At 44.5% G+C, this 17,648-nt stretch carries 12 protein-coding genes, 3 pseudogenes and 1 other annotated feature; of the genes and pseudogenes, 10 read left to right on the top strand and 5 right to left on the bottom strand.

The window, feature by feature from the left end:
• Positions 1–8 precede the first annotated feature (8 nt).
• Entirely contained in the window at positions 9–722 is a 714-nt protein-coding gene (locus LOZ80_RS17540; RefSeq protein ID WP_189014224.1) for a response regulator, read from the top strand.
• 1 nt (position 723) lies between these two features.
• Positions 724–2,616 (top strand): HAMP domain-containing sensor histidine kinase, encoded by a 1,893-nt coding sequence (locus LOZ80_RS17535; protein WP_238172554.1) that lies wholly within the window; start codon positions 724–726, stop codon positions 2,614–2,616.
• A gap of 126 nt (positions 2,617–2,742) precedes the next feature.
• On the opposite strand, the gene serA is transcribed toward LOZ80_RS17535, so the two are convergent.
• Entirely contained in the window at positions 2,743–4,323 is a 1,581-nt protein-coding gene (gene serA, locus LOZ80_RS17530; RefSeq protein WP_238172553.1) for a phosphoglycerate dehydrogenase, read from the bottom strand.
• A gap of 73 nt (positions 4,324–4,396) precedes the next feature.
• Positions 4,397–4,627: a binding site (T-box leader), on the bottom strand.
• Between the two features lie 226 nt (positions 4,628–4,853).
• On the opposite strand from serA, the gene LOZ80_RS17525 reads away from it, so the two are divergent.
• Complete coding sequence (locus LOZ80_RS17525; protein WP_238172552.1) at positions 4,854–5,177, top strand: rhodanese-like domain-containing protein; 324 nt, start codon at positions 4,854–4,856, stop codon at positions 5,175–5,177.
• Positions 5,178–5,425: 248 nt separating this feature from the next.
• On the opposite strand, the pseudogene LOZ80_RS17520 reads toward LOZ80_RS17525, so the two are convergent.
• Both LOZ80_RS17520 and LOZ80_RS17510 read right to left on the bottom strand, forming a co-directional pair.
• A pseudogene (locus LOZ80_RS17520) lies at positions 5,426–6,603 on the bottom strand (IS3 family transposase).
• Positions 6,604–7,580: 977 nt separating this feature from the next.
• Positions 7,581–8,501 (bottom strand): hypothetical protein, encoded by a 921-nt coding sequence (locus LOZ80_RS17510; RefSeq protein ID WP_238172551.1) that lies wholly within the window; start codon positions 8,499–8,501, stop codon positions 7,581–7,583.
• A gap of 91 nt (positions 8,502–8,592) precedes the next feature.
• Here LOZ80_RS17510 and LOZ80_RS17505 point away from each other — a divergent pair, with 91 nt between their 5' ends.
• The 4 genes and pseudogenes from LOZ80_RS17505 to LOZ80_RS39525 all read left to right on the top strand — a co-directional run.
• Complete coding sequence (locus tag LOZ80_RS17505; RefSeq protein WP_238172550.1) at positions 8,593–9,204, top strand: CPBP family intramembrane glutamic endopeptidase; 612 nt, start codon at positions 8,593–8,595, stop codon at positions 9,202–9,204.
• Positions 9,201–9,404 (top strand): hypothetical protein, encoded by a 204-nt coding sequence (locus tag LOZ80_RS17500; RefSeq protein ID WP_238172549.1) that lies wholly within the window; start codon positions 9,201–9,203, stop codon positions 9,402–9,404. Before LOZ80_RS17505 ends, LOZ80_RS17500 begins: the two co-directional genes overlap by 4 nt.
• Positions 9,405–9,517: 113 nt before the next feature.
• Positions 9,518–11,173, top strand: coding sequence for a stalk domain-containing protein (locus LOZ80_RS17495; protein ID WP_238172548.1), 1,656 nt, complete (start codon positions 9,518–9,520; stop codon positions 11,171–11,173).
• Positions 11,174–11,350: 177 nt separating this feature from the next.
• Positions 11,351–11,659, top strand: a pseudogene (locus LOZ80_RS39525) (transposase zinc-binding domain-containing protein); the annotation flags it as partial.
• 374 nt (positions 11,660–12,033) lie between these two features.
• Here the strand turns inward: LOZ80_RS39525 and LOZ80_RS17490 are convergent.
• Positions 12,034–13,211: pseudogene (locus LOZ80_RS17490) on the bottom strand (IS3 family transposase).
• Between the two features lie 618 nt (positions 13,212–13,829).
• Complete coding sequence (locus LOZ80_RS17480) at positions 13,830–14,678, bottom strand: polysaccharide deacetylase family protein (protein ID WP_337951021.1); 849 nt, start codon at positions 14,676–14,678, stop codon at positions 13,830–13,832.
• Between the two features lie 165 nt (positions 14,679–14,843).
• Here LOZ80_RS17480 and LOZ80_RS17475 point away from each other — a divergent pair, with 165 nt between their 5' ends.
• From LOZ80_RS17475 to LOZ80_RS17465, 3 genes are all read left to right on the top strand, one after another.
• A complete protein-coding gene (locus LOZ80_RS17475) occupies positions 14,844–15,161 on the top strand; it encodes a hypothetical protein (protein ID WP_238172547.1) in 318 nt (105 codons plus the stop codon).
• 247 nt (positions 15,162–15,408) lie between these two features.
• Positions 15,409–16,014, top strand: coding sequence for a genetic competence negative regulator (locus tag LOZ80_RS17470; RefSeq protein ID WP_238172546.1), 606 nt, complete (start codon positions 15,409–15,411; stop codon positions 16,012–16,014).
• Between the two features lie 124 nt (positions 16,015–16,138).
• On the top strand, positions 16,139–17,641 hold the full coding sequence (locus tag LOZ80_RS17465; protein WP_238172545.1) for a DnaB-like helicase C-terminal domain-containing protein: 1,503 nt from the start codon (positions 16,139–16,141) through the stop codon (positions 17,639–17,641).
• The last annotated feature ends 7 nt before the right edge of the window (positions 17,642–17,648 follow it).

Below are 17,648 nucleotides of genomic sequence, written 5' to 3'. Positions count from 1 at the left end.
GAAGCTACATGGAAATGAAAGCTAGCATACTCGTTGTGGATGATGAGGAAAGAATTCGCCGACTGCTCAGGATGTATTTGGAAAAAGAAGGCTACATTATTGAAGAAGCTGAAGATGGTGAGACCGCGCTGCGCATGGCGACGGATTTGGATTTTGACTTAATCTTATTAGATGTAATGCTGCCTGGTATAGACGGGATTGAAGTTTGTGCCCGGCTTCGTCAAGTGAAGTCAACGCCGGTCATTATGCTGACGGCCAAAGGCGAAGAGACGAATCGCGTAAGCGGCTTTGAAGTTGGCGCGGATGACTATGTTGTTAAACCGTTTTCGCCTCGTGAAGTGATCTATCGCGTTAAAGCTATTTTGCGCAGATCCTCTGCGACCGCTTATTTATCCAAAGATGCCAGTTCAAGCAACAATATTGTCTTCCCTAATTTGATTATTGAGCATGATGCCCATCGGGTAACAGCGGGAGGGCAAGAAGTTGCCTTGACGCCTAAAGAATACGAATTGCTTCACTATCTGGCAGTTTCTCCGGATAAAGTGTTCTCGCGTGAGGAGCTTTTGAAAGATGTATGGAATTATGAATTCTTCGGTGATTTGCGGACGGTCGATACGCATGTAAAGCGGCTTCGTGAGAAATTAAACAAAGTATCCCCGGATGCTGCCGCAATGATTACGACTGTATGGGGAGTAGGCTATAAGCTAGAGGTGCCTAAATAACGTGTTTATATTCAGAAGTGTCGTCGGTAAGCTTTGGTTAACGATTATTGGCTTAGTTGGGGTTGTTTTGCTCATACTAGGCTTTTTTCTTGTCAATTACATGCAAAACTATTTCTCTCAAGCGAATGATCAGAGTCACATTTTGGAGAAGCTGGCTCTTAAATTCTCAGAGGAAGCTTCCAATCATATGTTCAATGAAGAGTTCTATCAATTAAGCAATGAGCTGTTAGGCTTTCAGGATGCGAGAATGCTCATCATCTCGACGGATATGAAAGAGATGGAACTGCCTGTTTCCAAAAGCAGTGAATTAATAAGTTTTCATGCGTCGAACTTCTACACAGCGGCAGAACTTGCGCCTGTCTTCGCGGGTCAAACGATTTCCAAACCTGTGAATATGCCTGGCAAAGAAAAATTCAAGCTAGGCAGTGATTATCTGGTTGTGGCTGTGCCGCTGAGGAATCTACAAGGAAACATTGTAGGCGCTACGATGATTTATCAATCCTTACAATCCTTAGAAGCTACGCAAAAATACATGCTGAAATTGTTTATCTATGTTTCTATCGTAGGTTTCCTGATGACGACTTTCTTCGCTTTCTTCTTGTTCTCACGGATAACAAGGCCGCTCCAGCGCTTGAAAAAAGCAGCGGATTTGATCACGATGGGGGAATATGGAACTCGCGTCCCGATTCAATCCAAAGATGAGATTGGAGAGCTTGCCAAGACATTCAACCATATGGGGCAGAAAATGCAGGAAAGTATTCGCGCCCTTAGCCAGGAGAAGGAGCATTTATCCAGTATTCTGCGCAGTATGACGGATGCGGTTATTACCCTGGATGCCAATGGATTCGTGATGCTCACCAACCCGCAAGGTGAGAAGATTGTGCAAGAGTGGAGTGAAATTGAATGGTCTGAGGACGATGAGGAAACGCGGCGCTTCCGCAAGCCGGATACCGCGCTCGGTGATTGGGGTCTGACAAGCTTCAGCAACCCTTATTCGAGTCCTATTCCTGTTCCGTTGATTCCGCTTTTTGAAGCGGTCGTGGATGAATCTTCGGAAGCGGCAACGAAACTGCATGTGCAGAATGGCGTCTGGTCAGTCGCCATGACGCCGCTCTATACAAGCGATCAAGTGCGCGGTGCCGTTGCCGTCCTGCGTAATGTCACAGAGGAAGAGCGGCTCGATAAGCTGCGCAAAGACTTCGTGGCGAATGTATCCCATGAACTGCGCACGCCGATCTCCATGCTGCAGGGCTACAGCGAAGCGCTGCTGGACGATATTCCCTCCACGCCGGAGGAAGGCAAGGAGCTGGTGCAGGTCATTCATGACGAATCGCTCCGCATGGGACGGCTCGTCCGCGACCTGCTCGACCTGGCGCGGATGGAAGCCGGCCATCTCGAACTTGTCTTCAGGGAGGTCGAAGTCGACGCCCTGATCAAGCGCATGCACCGCAAGTTCTCGGTGCTGGCCAAAGAGCGAGGCATCGCGCTAAGCGCATCGCTGCCGGATGAACCGCTCATCCTCCTGAGGGGGGATGAGGACCGGCTCGAGCAGGTGTTGACGAACCTGCTCGACAATGCTTTCCGGCATACAGCCGCAGGGGCCAGTATTGCCGTCAAAGCGGAGTCCGCCGTCTTCAAAGATAAGCCGGCGATTCGCATTGAGGTCTCTGATGAAGGACAGGGGATCCCCGCTGAAGACCTGCCGTTTATTTTTGAACGTTTCTACAAGGCGGATAAGGCCCGTACGCGCGGTTCATCGGGCGGAACAGGACTTGGTCTGGCCATCGTCAAAAACATCATAGAAGCACATTATGGCAGCGTTAAGGTGCAAAGCCAACTAGGTCAAGGGACAACCTTCACCATTTTCCTTCCATGTGAACCCAAAATAGCTTAATATCACGAAATTCGACATGAAAAAGGCGTTTGCTGAGAGGATCTCTCAGCAAACGCCTTTGATTTTGTAGAATATTCAGACAAAATCTTGTTGTTCGTGAAACACTTTGTGTTGTTTGCTTACAATTTATACGGTAAGAGCACGAACATTCACGATTTCTGCTTGTTCTGACAGCTCATCCAATACATTCGAAGGTGCTGATTTATCAATCGTCAAGACCATGATGGCAGAACCGCCGATGACTTTACGACCAACCTGCATAGTCGCAATGTTCACGTTGTTTGTTCCGAGCAGGGTACCTACACGACCGATGATACCAGGTTTATCATTATGGGAGATCAACAGCAAGTTGCCTTCAGCTGCGAAATCAACAGGGTACTGGTCAATTCGAACGATGCGCTCGCCGTAGCCAGCTAGCAATGTGCCTGCAAGAGTTTTCTCTTCTTGTTTTGTTTTGACCGTTACAGTTACCAAGTTGGTGAAACTGTTGGAAGTGTTTGATTTCTGAACCACGATGTTCACATCACGCGATTTCGCAAGGTGCATGGCATTTACGATATTGAGGCCTTCAAGTTGCTTCTCGAACACGCCTTTGACGATGTAACGAGTTAATGGATTTGTATCGACATCGATTAAATCGCCAGCATAGTTAACAACGATCTCATAGACAGCACCTTGGGCGATTTGACCAAGAATGGAACCGATCTTTTCGCCAAGTCCGAAATAAGGCTGAAGTTTGTTCAATACATCCGCTGGTACTGGCGGCAAGTTTACTGCATTCTTGAATGGTTCATTGCGCAGGATGTGAAGAACTTCCTCGGAAACATCGATGGCTACGTTTTCTTGCGCTTCGATCGTGGAAGCACCCAGATGAGGCGTTACAATGATTTTAGGATTGTTCAAGAACGGATGATCCTTTTGCGGAGGTTCAACTTCGAATACGTCGAAAGCTGCTCCTGCAACAATACCTTGCTCAATCGCTTCTACCATAGCCATTTCATCAATGATGCCGCCGCGCGCACAGTTGATCAAACGCATGCCTTTTTTCATGATGTCGAATTGAGGCTTGGAGATCAAGTGACGCGTTTCCGGTGTGAGCGGCGTATGCACAGTAATGAAATCAGCTTGTGCAACAATTTCATTAACCGTTCCTAATTTGACGCCAATTTTCTCCGCGCGTTCTTCCGTTAAGAACGGATCGTAGCCAATGACTTCCATGCCGAAGACTTTAGCGCGTTTCGCTACTTCACTGCCAATACGTCCCATACCGAGAATACCGAGTGTTTTGTTGCGAAGCTCAACCCCGATGAATTTGCGATCCCATTCGCCGCCAACGGTTTTCTTGTAGGCTTGTGGAATCATACGTGCTGTAGACATCATCATAGCAAAAGTAAGCTCGCATGTTGCAATCGTGTTTCCGTCAGGAGCGTTGATCACGATAATTCCGCGTTTTGTAGCAGCTTCCAAATCAATATTGTCAACACCGACACCAGCACGGCCAATTACCTTGAGCTTCGTGCCGGCACTCATAATTTTCTCTGTTACCTTCGTTTGACTGCGAACAAGAAGTGCGTCATAATCGCCAATGATGGCGATGAGTTCATCTTCAGAAAGACCAGATTGCTTAACGACTTCTACGTCGGTTGCATCATAAAGCATTTGAATTCCCATGTCACTAATTGGATCGGATACTAGAACTTTGTACATAATTCGGTTCCTCCTTAGAATATGAACATAAAAAAACTCCCAGCCCTCAGGTACAGACATATGATGTCTGTATCCAAGGGACGAGAGATTGCTTTCGTGGTACCACCCTAGTTCGCTGCCCATTCGCACGGGTAGCCTCAATTGGTCTTGCGACCTGGAACTGTAACGTGTTCCGTTCCGATTGCATCTACTTTAATTCAATGCAATAACTCTGGAGTGCTCCGTAAATATTCGCTGCCGATTCTCACCTGCCATCGGCTCTCTGAAAGCTACTTTATTTACTTGGCTCCGTCAACGCTTTACTGTGATAGAATTTTCATTAGATTACCATGCGATTGAAGTCGTGTCAATACATGTCGAATCAATTTCACAAGAAATTCATATTGATTTCTTGTGGGAATTGCGCTTAGCTTTTCGTTTATTTTAAAGCAATAAAGATGAGAATGCAATGTAAATTCGCTTGTATTTTTGCCTGTTTTTCGCTATCGTACTGTTTACATCGACATTTTAGCTATGGAAGGAAAGTGCATATGGAAGTATCGAGCATTCACCCCCAAAAGTTTATTGAAATTCTAGATCAACAAACGTTGAAAGACATTGTTATCATTGATGTAAGGGAACCTCACGAATGGGACTTTTATCATCTGGAAGAAGCCAAGCTGATCCCTATGCAGCAAATTCCTCATCGGATGGGCGAGCTTCCCGAAGATCAAGATATTTACTTGGTATGTGCGCATGGTGTGCGCAGCCACCGTGTAGCAGAGTATTTGCAAGAGAATGGGATCGAACGGGTCATTAACGTGGATGGCGGCATGGCGGCAATCGCGATGCTCCGCGGGTTTCAATACGACTAATAAAAGGGGCTGATCCGAAGGCAAATTGACCTTGAGGCAGCCCCTTTACGAATTCAATAACCTTAATTCACTTAACAACCTCAATTCACTCAACAACCTCAATTCACCATTCCGCCTATACACAATTCTATAAAGCCAATCTAGTTCATTAGAATGACAACTTGATATGCAGGAGCTCAGCGGTGCTCAACTCTATCAGTAACGTTGTTTTTGTATCTGAGTCAATAGAGTGGACACAAAAAAAAGAGCTAAGAAATCAGTTTTATTTGCTTGTAGTACTGGGATTCAAACTTGTCTGGAGACAAATAGCCAAGCTTGCTGTGCGTACGTTTCCTGTTGTAGAAAAACTCAATGTACCAGTAGATTCGTTGGTGTGCTTCTTGGCGGCTTTGAAATTTATATCTGTACACCAATTCCCGCTTGAGAATGCTGTGAAAAGCCTCTATACAAGCGTTATCGTAGCAATTGCCTTTACGGCTCATACTACGAATCATATGGTATTCTTTCAGTTGTTTACGGTACTCATTAGATGCATACTGCGATCCCCGGTCTGAATGATGGATAAGGCCTTTAGGCGGCCTTTTGGCTTCGTATGCTTGATTTAAGGCGTCTAGCGTCAGTTCCACGGTCATGCGATTGCCCAGCTGCCAGCCAACGATTTTGCGGGTAAACAAGTCAAGAACGCTTGCTAAATAAAGGTTTCCTTGACGTGTATGGATGTACGTGATGTCGGTAACCCATACTTGATTCGGTCTTGTACACACATCAAAATGCTGATTTAACCAATTTGGCGCAATCGGGTGGCTGTGATTGGAATCCGTTGTTTGCACCTTGAATTTCCCTATAGCTTGTGAGCGTAAACCCTTCTTTTTCATGATACGCCCAACCGTTTTGACAGCGACTTTGAAACCTTTCTTTCTCAGTTCCTTTGTAATTTTCGGACTCCCGTAATTCCGATCCGATTCCAAGTACTCCTTTTCCACCTCTTTAGCCAACGCTTCGCGGTACTTTTTCCGCTCACTTGGGGGTGTGGTTCGCCATTTATAATAGCCGCTCTTGGATACACCTAGTACGCTGCACATCTTCTCAACTCGAAATGTTGAACGGTGGTCATCAATGAACTTGAATCTCACTTCGGGTCTTTGCTGAAGATGTGCAGCGCCTTTTTTAAGATAGCTAGTTCTTCCTCTAGGTCTTTGTTGCGTTGTTCCAAGTCTTTCATGATCTGGTCATGGCTACGTAGATTGCCACTTCCTACGAAGGGCTCATCTGGAAATTGGCGATATTTACTGACCCAACTGCTCAATGTTTTCGCTGGAATGTTCAGTTCGTTTGCAATATCCGGAATCGATTTACTATGTTGTTGAATGTACTTAACCGTTTCTTCTTTGAACTTTTGATTGTACCGTTGGCGGAATTCACTCATCTCGGACACCTCGTCATTTAGATAGGTCTATTATCTAATTTCCCAATTCGCTGTGTCCACTGTTAAGTCTAAATGCATTTTCAACGTTAAAGTTCCCGAAGCAGCCTCAGCCGCCGCTGTAACGCTGTAAATCAACCTTATCCCGCCTGAAATGTCGTTCAAGGTGCCCAGTTCTGCTTTTTAACGTTGTTTTTCAACGTTAAAGTTCCCGAAGCCGCCTCAGCCGCCGCTGTAACGCTGAATGTCAACCTTATCCCGCCTGAAATGTCGTTCAAGGTGCTCAGTTCTGTTTTTTAACGTTGTTTTTCAACGTTAAAGTTCCCGAAGTAGCCTCAGCCGCCGCTGTACTGCTGAATTTCAACCTTATCTCGCTAGAAATGTCGTTCGAGGTGCTCAGTTCTGCCTTTTAACGTTGTTTTTCAACGTTAAAGTTCCCGAAGCCGCCTCAGCCGCCGCTGTAACGCTGAAATTCAGCCTTATCCCGCCTGAAATGTCGTTCAAGGCGCTCAGTTTTGCATCTTAACGTTGTTTTTCAACGTTAAAGTTCCCGAAGTAGCCTCAGCCGCCGCAGTAACGCTGAATTTCAACCTTATCCCGCCTGAAATGTCGTTCAAGGTGCACAGAGTTGCTTGTTAACGCTGTCTTTCAGCGTTTCGCGTGAAACTCCCGCTATCGCTTGAATAGTAACCTTTGCTGGCAGGTTCTTGTTCCTTAGAGCAGCTGTATCTATCTTTGGTAACATGGGGAGGATAGGCAAGCTAAAAAACACTCTCAGCTAGCTTGTTCTCAGTGCGCCGAGCCCCTCCATCATGATAGGGGTGAGACTCCACTACGCAAACTTGGAGATTAGGGGAAGTTCGCCGCTCTCCCAATCCCACAAAAAAAGGAGCTAAGCGAGCAATCCGCTTAACTCCTTTTTTCATTCCTGAGGCTGACGCGCATTCAACAATCTTACTTCTGAGCCAGCTATTTCTTGTTTAATTCACATCAGAGAAGAATGGCAGCTGTGGCAGTACTTCGTTGGCGTACCATTTGGATTTGCCTTTGACAAAGTCCCCTGGACGGACTGCGTTCGTACTTAGCAGAAGATCCATCGTTTGATTCACATCGCTTACATTCAGTTTCTTTGCTTGACCCGATGCGATGAATTCATCGATGCGAATTGTAAGATCTTGCGGATAAAACGGTATGAACGATTTGTTTTTGAGTAATTTTGCCGTTATGTAAAGATTTTTAACATTTATATTCATAGCGCGCCATTGGTCCAAATTGGCGTTGTTGTTTGGATCAAAGTTCTCGATGTCGTGATCAATGGTTCCGTTCCATGCGACAATAGAATCATAATAATTTTTCTGAGCTGTCAAAGCTTGCGTTTTGGCCTCTTGGAAATAAGCATCTTTCTGAATGGCGTCAATCAATTGAGCACCGCTAAGTCCGTTCGCTTTGCTTTGGTAACTTTTCAATGTGTCCGCAAACAGCTTCAAACTCTTCAGATAGCCTTGATGGGACTGAACGAGCAGCGGTGAGGAAGCGGGCATATTCTTGCTTTGCAGGACGCTGTATTTCTCATCTGCTAATTTATAGAGTTCTTTCAATACAGCAGAAGCATCAATCGTGGAATTTCCCAGCTCAATTTGACTCATCAACTCAAACCATTTATTCTGAAATTCCCTAAAGGGTAAAAAGATGGTATGGTAATATGAAACCAATACTTGTTGATCATAAGCCCCGATTTCTTGGACGACAGCCTTGTCAGCGTTTAAAATTTTATCGTATTTTTGATCAGATTTTTCCTGGCCGACTCTTAAACCGTAGAAAAAGGCGCCTAGGATACAAACAAGCATAAAGATAAACATGAGGGCGAATAAATAATCTGTGCGGGTAAGACGCTTATCCATAATCAAGCTCCTTATTCTCTCTTTTTCTTTTAACTTAGTATAGGGGAAATAGCTATAAAAGGGAATATGTCAGGAAAAGAGGTATTTCGACATGAAAAAATTCGATTTTAAAAACATTCGTTTCGGAAAAGTGGATATGAATGAGTTAAATGACCGAACTTTATTGCTTAATCTGTACATAACCCAACTGCTTACGCTTATTATCGGAATTATCATCTTATTATTTCAGAGCAATTCAAAGATTCTTTCGATTTTGTCGTTTCATGGCGGTTGGAAAGTGCCGATATGGGGGACTATATTTGCACTGCTTGTTCTTGGTGTTGATATTTTGATCTCGAAATGGGTGCCCAAAGAAGTATCCGATGATGGCGGGATTAATGAAATGCTATTCGGTAAAAGGGCATTGTGGCACATCGCGCTTATTTCTTTGATTGTGGCTATTTGCGAAGAAATGCTTTTTCGTGGTGCGATCCAGCATGCCTGGGGTCCTTATTGGACCAGTATTTTGTTCGCGGCTATTCATATTCGGTACTTACAGCACTGGTTAATGACGGGAATGGTCTTTAGTATTAGTTATGGACTTGGTTGGATCTATCTTCAAACAGGCAGTTTATGGACACCCATAATTGCTCATTTTATTATTGATTTTGTGATGGGCTGCATATTGCGGTTTAGCAAGGAGGAGGAAGAACAGAGCGTATGAATGCAGAAGGAAACACGCCGCTGCGGTCTAATCGCAGCTCAAAGGAAATGCCAGTGGATGAAACTTATTTACCGCCACGTAAAGCAGTGCATCCCTCTGAGCAAGGAAAGTGGACAAGCATTTTCTACCTCAGTTTACTCTGGATTTTCATTATTCTTGTTGTAGGGCTGACCTTTTGGGGCATAAAATACTATTCTTAGACCTATAAAAAATGAGTCTGTCGAACTATGTCGAAATATCGAAATCAAAAGCTATGATAGAATCATAGCTTTTTTTGTTGTTTAAATTTACTTGAACGGGGGGATTCTGGGAAATGAAAATCACTCATACACAGCGATGGATTTCCTTTTTGAAAGTCACAGTCATACTTTTTGTGTTCTTATCAAGTTTTGTTTGGTCGGCTAAGCCCTCCTATGCTTTTTCTTATGAATACCTCAGTTATCCACAAGGGAATGTAGGACTCTTGCGTCCCAATATAGGGCTTTCCGTAGAATTCAGTGACAGCATGTCACCGGATAGCTACCAAATGTTTATCAATGAAGATGAAGTGACAGCTACATTTGACCCGACATCGCATAAATATGATTATTTGCCAAAAACTGATTTAAAGCCGGGCGCGTATAAAGCTCGCATGACCTTCAATTTTAAAGGGTATCCACCGATATCCATTAATTGGACGTTCTCGGTGATCAAGTCGGCCGTTTCTTTGTCATCCGAAGTGTCCAAGGAGCAGGAAGATGGATTGCGAGCCATCAATGATTATCGCTTGAAACTAGGATTATCCAAAGTTAAATTCAGTGATGCCTTAAATACGGCAGCCCAGAAGCATGCGCAGTATTTGCTCCTAAATAAAGTCGATCCGATTAATACCTCCATCTCACTGCATGATGAGAAACCAGGGTTACCGGGATTTATCGGCAAATCATTAAGTGAACGGGCGGGGTACATAGGTTACTCACGGGCAAGCAGTGAAGATGTGGCTTTCAATCCGGTCTCATTAGTGGAAGCGATCGACAGTCTCTTTGATGCTCCCTATCATCGCTCACCGTTTCTAGTGCCGAGTTTAGATGAAATAGGCGTATTTCGAGCAGGGGATTACCATGTCATTGAATTCGGTTTCGCTGAGGGCGCTGCTCCGGAGCTAGTTGTCTCGCCTAGCAATAAGGATGGCTATGTCCCAACCAACTTTGATGGACATGAATCACCGGATCCACTTCGCATTCATGCGGGATTGGCCTATCCGGTAGGTTATCCAATTATGGCTTCAGTTAGCGGAGGCGGCGTTAAAAAAGTTGCTTTACAGGAAGCGGAACTGAAGGATGAAGCGGGGAATACACTCACTTTGCTGAAGAATGATTCGGTGAGAGATACTCATTTGGAGACGGAAGTTATTCTAATGCCTTCGAAACCGCTTGAATTCGATAAAACGTACAAAGCTTCTATCAAGCTTACGGCAGCGATGGAGGATGGCACTTCCAAATCTTATTCGAAAGAATGGACCTTCCACACAGAACCAAGCAAGGGGTACGGGGTCACGAAGCTTCACGAAGATGCAGCAGCGTATATCAATCAGATGGTTGAACCAGCAGCAAAAGGAAGTCACCTTGTCACGATTGGATTGACGGGAGATACCTATACCCTTGATCAAGTGCCTTACCCGATGAAACAAAAGCCGTATTTGCGTGATGGCACTACCTATCTCTACATAAGAGATTTGGCCGCGGCGCTAGGCGCTACAGTGGAATGGGACGATAAACAGAAAGCAGCTGTATATAAAAAGGGCGATAAAAATATTTTATTCTTTACGAATAGAAGTGCTTATAGCCTAAACGGTGTAGAAACCTCAACGGATACGGCCGCGCTGCTTATTAACGAAACGACAATGATTCCAGTTCGGTTGCTGTCAGAGGCGCTTGGCGCGAATGTCGCGTATGAAGCGAGCACCAAAACAGTCAAAATTAGTTACTGAGTAATAAGATTATTAAAAAAAAGGCTGTTTCAAAAGGTTGAAAACCTTGCGAGCAGCCTTTTTTGTTATTATAAAACTTTAAGTTTTTTTTGGGGGGGGGTTAAGATGTTCATTTAAGGTGTTCCCCTTTTAGGTTTTTGGTGCATTTAGAAGATGAACCAGGGCATCCTACACTGAATTTTCTTTGATGAGAATCAGCACGGTAAAGCCTTGAAAGCAAGCACGGCCAAAAGATACGTCCCATAGTGCTGAGAGAAATCCAAAATATCGAGACTGTGGAGACCCGAATTAAGGGTTTAAGCTGCTTGCATGTGAAGGGTGCCACGATTTTAAGGTGGCGCCCTATTGGTGCAAGGGGACGTTTCTGCACGGCGTGTTCATACGGAGAAACGGAAGAGTGGAGCCCAGATCTTGTCTGAGGACGTATGTCAAGTCAACCATCGACAGGTTATCTTGACAATCGACGAAGGTCAAAGAGACATGTTTTGGGTTGGGGTGAGTGGAGTTTGCCCAGAAATTAGGAATGACTCCGGTCTTAGGCTGGGTTTGTAGTCCACACCTGCACGATGGAGTGGTTTAGTGCGATGAGATGAGAAGAGAAGAGATGAGAACAACGGTTTGGAAATATAAACAAGCTATTTGGCAGAATGAGATCCGCTAGCGTAGCTATCGCGAGGAGATAAGGGGAATCAAGCCGCGGATACTAGTAAAACGTGTCTAGAAAGCGTGTCTGAGGGAACTGAAGTACGCTATAATTCTGAAAACCCTCATATTCCACGCCAGAGGGAACTACGGTCCGCTATTGCACCATTTATCGGTCAGAATGTATCTAAGTCAATAGAGTGGACACAAAAAAAGAGCTAAGAAGTTAGTTTTATTTGCTTGTAGTATTGGGATTCAAACTTGTCTGGAGACAAATAGCCAAGCTTGCTGTGCGTACGTTTCCTGTTGTAGAAAAACTCAATGTACCAGTAGATTCGTTGGTGTGCTTCTTGGCGGCTTTGAAATTTATATCTGTACACCAATTCCCGCTTGAGAATGCTGTGAAAAGCCTCTATACAAGCGTTATCGTAGCAATTGCCTTTACGGCTCATACTACGAATCATATGGTATTCTTTCAGTTGTTTACGGTACTCATTAGATGCATACTGCGATCCCCGGTCTGAATGATGGATAAGGCCTTTAGGCGGCCTTTTGGCTTCGTATGCTTGATTTAAGGCGTCTAGCGTCAGTTCCACGGTCATGCGATTGCCCAGCTGCCAGCCAACGATTTTGCGGGTAAACAAGTCAAGAACGCTTGCTAAATAAAGGTTTCCTTGACGTGTATGGATGTACGTGATGTCGGTAACCCATACTTGATTCGGTCTTGTACACACATCAAAATGCTGATTTAACCAATTTGGCGCAATCGGGTGGCTGTGATTGGAATCCGTTGTTTGTACCTTGAATTTCCCTATAGCTTGTGAGCGTAAGCCCTTCTTTTTCATGATGCGTCCAACCGTTTTGACAGCGACTTTGAAACCTTTTTTTCTCAGTTCCTTTGTGATTTTCGGACTCCCGTAATTCCGATCCGATTCCAAGTACTCCTTTTCCACCTCTTTAGCCAACGCTTCGCGGTGCTTTTTCCGCTCACTTGGGGGTGTGGTTCGCCATTTATAATAGCCGCTCTTGGATACACCTAGTACGCTGCACATCTTCTCAACTCGAAATGTTGAACGGTGGTCATCAATGAACTTGAATCTCACTTCGGGTCTTTGCTGAAGATGTGCAGCGCCTTTTTTAAGATAGCTAGTTCTTCCTCTAGGTCTTTGTTGCGTTGTTCCAAGTCTTTCATGATCCGGTCATGGCTACGTAGATTGCCACTTCCTACGAAGGGCTCATCTGGAAATTGGCGATATTTACTGACCCAACTGCTCAATGTTTTCGCTGGAATGTTCAGTTCGTTTGCAATATCCGGAATCGATTTACTATGTTGTTGAATGTACTTAACCGTTTCTTCTTTGAACTTTTGATTGTACCGTTGGCGGAATTCATTCATCTCGGACACCTCGTCATTTAGATATGTCTATTATCTAATTTCCCAATTCGTTGTGTCCACTGTTAAGTCTAAATGCAGAATCAGCATTTTTCGCTTAAATAGCGGATCTCAGTTCCCTTTCATGCTACGTTTACCTTAGTTCTCGCCAAATAGAGGATCATAGTTCCTTTTCACACGACGCTCTCTGTCATTGTAAAGCCCAAAGAGAACTATGATCCGCTATATGGTTGAAAACCGATGAGCCGCTCATCTATTAGGGCAGCAAAGCTGCTTTTCTTCACTGTCTTTTGTGGAAACAAGGCTGATGAAACAGCTTAATTGATCGAGAAGCTGCTGTTTGGGAGACATAAGCAAGCGGGGAGTGCAGTTTGTTTGTTTGTTTGTTTGTTTGTTTGTTTCTCTGTGTGCAAAGAAAGCAGGATATACAGCAGATTAGCACGATTTGTGGTCTTTTCACAGGAAATGACGGCGAGTCTTGCCGGAATAAGCACTTTATGAGCTTCTAGAGCTTCTAGAGTGCTTATGCCTCCCGCGGACAGCGGGAGGCGCCAAAAAAAGAAGCTAAGCAGCTACAAGCTGCTTAGCTTCTGTCTCGGTTATCAATCAACCTCACTTAAGTTACTTCATTTCAAGTTCAATCGCATTCGGATCTACAAATGTGTATCCTTTTTCCTCAAGCTGCGTGAGTAAAGAATCCAATGCTTTTACCGTCCACGGAAGCTCGTGCATCAAAATGTTGCTGCCATTATGCAGTTGCTTCAGCACATTCTCGATGACTTTACCGGGATCGTTCTTCTGATTGGTCATCTCCCAGTCCAGGGAGCCGTTAGACCATGTCATATACAGCATGCCTTTGCCCTTGATCTTTGCCTTAAGGTAGTCATTGCCTGAACCGAACGGCGGCCGGAAAAACTGAGGTTCCTGACCGATCAATTCCTTGACGATTTTTTGTACATCCTCGACTTGCTGGTCTATCTTGTCATTGGTCATATCTTTCAAATTATCATGATCCCAAGCGTGATTGCCGACGATGTTCCCACTGTCGTGTACCAGCTTAACAAGCTCAGGTTTTTGTTTAATCCGGTAGCCATTCATAAAAAAGATAGCTTTGGCTTTATGCTTTTGCAGCGTATCAATAAGCGCTTGGTTCATGGCTTGCTCTTTGGGCCCATCATCAAAGGTAAGCAGAATCACTTTTTTATTGTCATTAGGGTCGTTGGGGACAATATCATAATTTTTGTTCATATGATAGTCCTTCTTAACTGTCTGTTCCACAGGTTTCGTGGGTACTGGCGTCGGTGTTGGTGTCGCGGTTGGCGTCGGCGTAGGGCTTGGCGTAGCGGTGGCGACGGCAGGTGTTGGCTGATCTGTGACAGCAGCAGGCCCTTTGCTAGGTTGAGCACTACCGCAAGCTGCTAGAAATAGCATCACACTAAGCAACATTACACTGGCTTTATTATTCATCATTAGTGTTCTCCTCAGGTTCATAACTAACTTGTTGATCTCTACATATAGTACCACATTTCTGCGATAACATATCTCCTTTGTTTTCCTTCTTCTTTGGCGTATGCCCATGATGCAACTCGCGCAACCTATGGAGGATTCATACTAATTAGCATGGAGGGAGACCCAATGAAAATAGGCACATTTTTGCTTGGTGGTATTGCCGGTGCTGCAGCGGTCGTATATTTGAATCGGAAAAGCAAATCAATGTTATTCTCCGCATTCAGTTCGTCCAGTGAATCCATGGGCAAAGTGGTTGATAAAGCAAAAGATTCTTTCTCGAACAGAACGTTCAACAGCACATCCACAGCACCCAAAAGCTTCACAAGCACAGAGGCGAACGGACTGACGCAGGTGGAAAAGTTCGTGAAAGAAGATCCAAGCTTAAAATCAACCGTAAATGAGATTTTAAACGAAAACAGAGAAAATACGTCGACAATCCAATAACTGTACGTATAAGGCGCAGTCTGGCATACCTACGGGGCCAGCTGTGCTTTTTCTTTTATACATAACTTAACGCGTGCAATTGCAATCAATTAATGTTAACATGGTAGGTGAAAACGAATCTAGGAACCATGTCCAATTCGTGTTCAAAGTTTCACCTTTTTTTCGCAGTTATCATATTCTGTTTTAATAAGATGACCATGCTTTCGATGCAAGCTTTCCTTCGGAAAGCTCAAAGGAGGATCCTATCATGAAAATAGAACGCTTAAGTCAGGATAAGATACGGATTTTCCTAACATTCGATGACTTAACTGAACGCGGTATTCAAAAAGACGACATGTGGAGAGAAATTCCCAAAGTACACGAACTATTCAGTGAAATGATGGATCAAGCCTATTCCGAGCTCGGATTTGACCCGTCCGGCCCGCTTGCAGTCGAAGTATTTGCGCTTCCGGCTCAAGGTATGGTTGTGATTGTAACCAGAGGCAAGCTTGATTTATATGCGAACTCTGACGCATATGACGATCACGAACCTGAAGAAGTGTACGAAATGGAAGTTACGCTTGAACAAAGCGATTTGATCTCCTATGCATTCCGAGATTTTGAAGATCTGTTGCGTGTATCCAAAGTAATCAATCCCCTTCTGATGGAAGGCGGTACCCTGTATTCGTACAAAGGGAAATATATTCTACAACTGGAACCGGTAGAGCTAGAAGAAAACAAATATCAGGCTTTAATCGCCGTATTATCTGAGTTTGGCGAAGCGGCCTCGGTTACACAAGCAGTATTAGAGGAATACGGGAAAACAATTATTGCAGATGATGCAGTAAAGGTGCTTTGCAGACACTTCAAATAAGCCCTCTGAACACTTCTTTTGTTGTTGAATGAAACAAGCATCTTCAAAAACGATTGTTTTTGTTGGTGCTTTTTTTAGTTGAAACGCAAGGCAGCAGCTTAGAGAGACAGGCGGGGGAGATTTCATGACAAGCTTAGAGCGTAAACAATTAGTGCCTACTCTGGCTGCAGTGGATTTGGATGGTTTATTAGGATATTACCAGAAACAGATGCGGGAAGAGGCCTACTTTTATTTGCAAAAAAGAGGCATTACAGAGGAAACCGTTCAGCAGTACCGGATGGGCTTTGAGATTGGGAAGATTGGCTTTTATGTGGATCAGAACCAACTAGGAGATTACTTTGAGCATAGAGTCATTGTTCCGATTCATAATTACGAAGGTGAAATTGTTGATTTAATTGGACGTGCAATTGATAACAGAGAGCCTAAGTATAAGGCTTTGTATGGGATGGACCAGTATTTGTTTAATTATACCGCGCTCGATGATACGGACGAAATAGTCCTCTGCAACGGGATATTCGACGTGCTCACGCTGAATCAAGCCAAAATGCCAGCCACATGCGTGCCAGACTTCAGTATATTTAAAGAGCATCATCTTCCTTTACTTGCCGGCAAGCGCGTATATATCTGCATGGGTAACGATGAATCGGGGCGCAGAGAATCAACCCGAATCGAAGCCTTGCTAAGAGAGCAAGGGAATGAAACCTATATTGTTAATTTGCCCGAAACCATTCGGGATATTAATGATTTGTTCATCCGCGCTCAGAATCCATCCGAAACGTTTCTATCACTGGTGAGTCAAGCGGTAGAAGAAGCGACATTAGCGCCTGTAGCACCGGATATCAAGAACAGCACCGTTTATTTGGAAGAGTATATGAAGCGGTTCCGTGGACAAGTGGCTAATATCCGGACAGGTTTTGCGAAGTTGGACACGCAGCTCTTCGGTGGCTTCGGCAATGGCTTATATCTACTAGCGGGTGTCGGTGCTGTTGGCAAAAGCATGCTGTTGAAACAAATTGCCGATCAGCTTGCTCTGGATCAAACGCCGGTCGTCTTTGTTTCCTGGGATATGACCAATTTCGAATTATGGTCCCGCAGTATTGCACGGATTATCGGAATAGCTCCGCAAAAAGTGCTTGGAGGGAAAGTTGACCCGGACCAAGTGACAGAAGCGAACAAGCAATATGCCAAGATCAGCAAAATGCTTTGGATGATTGAATGTACGATGGATACTACGTTGGATCAAGTGGCAGCTTCGATAGAGAGGATTGCGGTCAATGTAGGCAAAGAACCTGTTATTTTCATCGATCATCTCCAGCGAATTCCTGTCGCTAGAGGCGCAATTCCACAAACTTGGCAGCAGCAGCAGGCAGCTATTGCCTACACCCTCAAACAATGGTCAAGGGAGTGGAATTGCCCGATCATTGCAGCTACAGCAATTGAGTTAGGACAGGATAACGTTCCTGACAGTGTGCAAGCGTCAGCAGACGTCGTGATGATTATGCAGCCCACGAAATCTGAGGATGAGCAGCATCAGGCTATTTCACTCGTATTAACGAAGAATCGCAATGGCATGATAGGGAATATCCCGCTTATTTTTCATAATGATCGCGCTCTGTTCACAGAATAATTCACAG

Source organism: Paenibacillus sp. HWE-109 (assembly GCF_022163125.1).
Taxonomy (GTDB): Bacteria; Bacillota; Bacilli; order Paenibacillales; family NBRC-103111; genus Paenibacillus_E.
The sequence above is the reverse complement of the archived record's forward strand: the minus strand, read 5'-3'. Positions and strand labels throughout refer to the sequence as shown.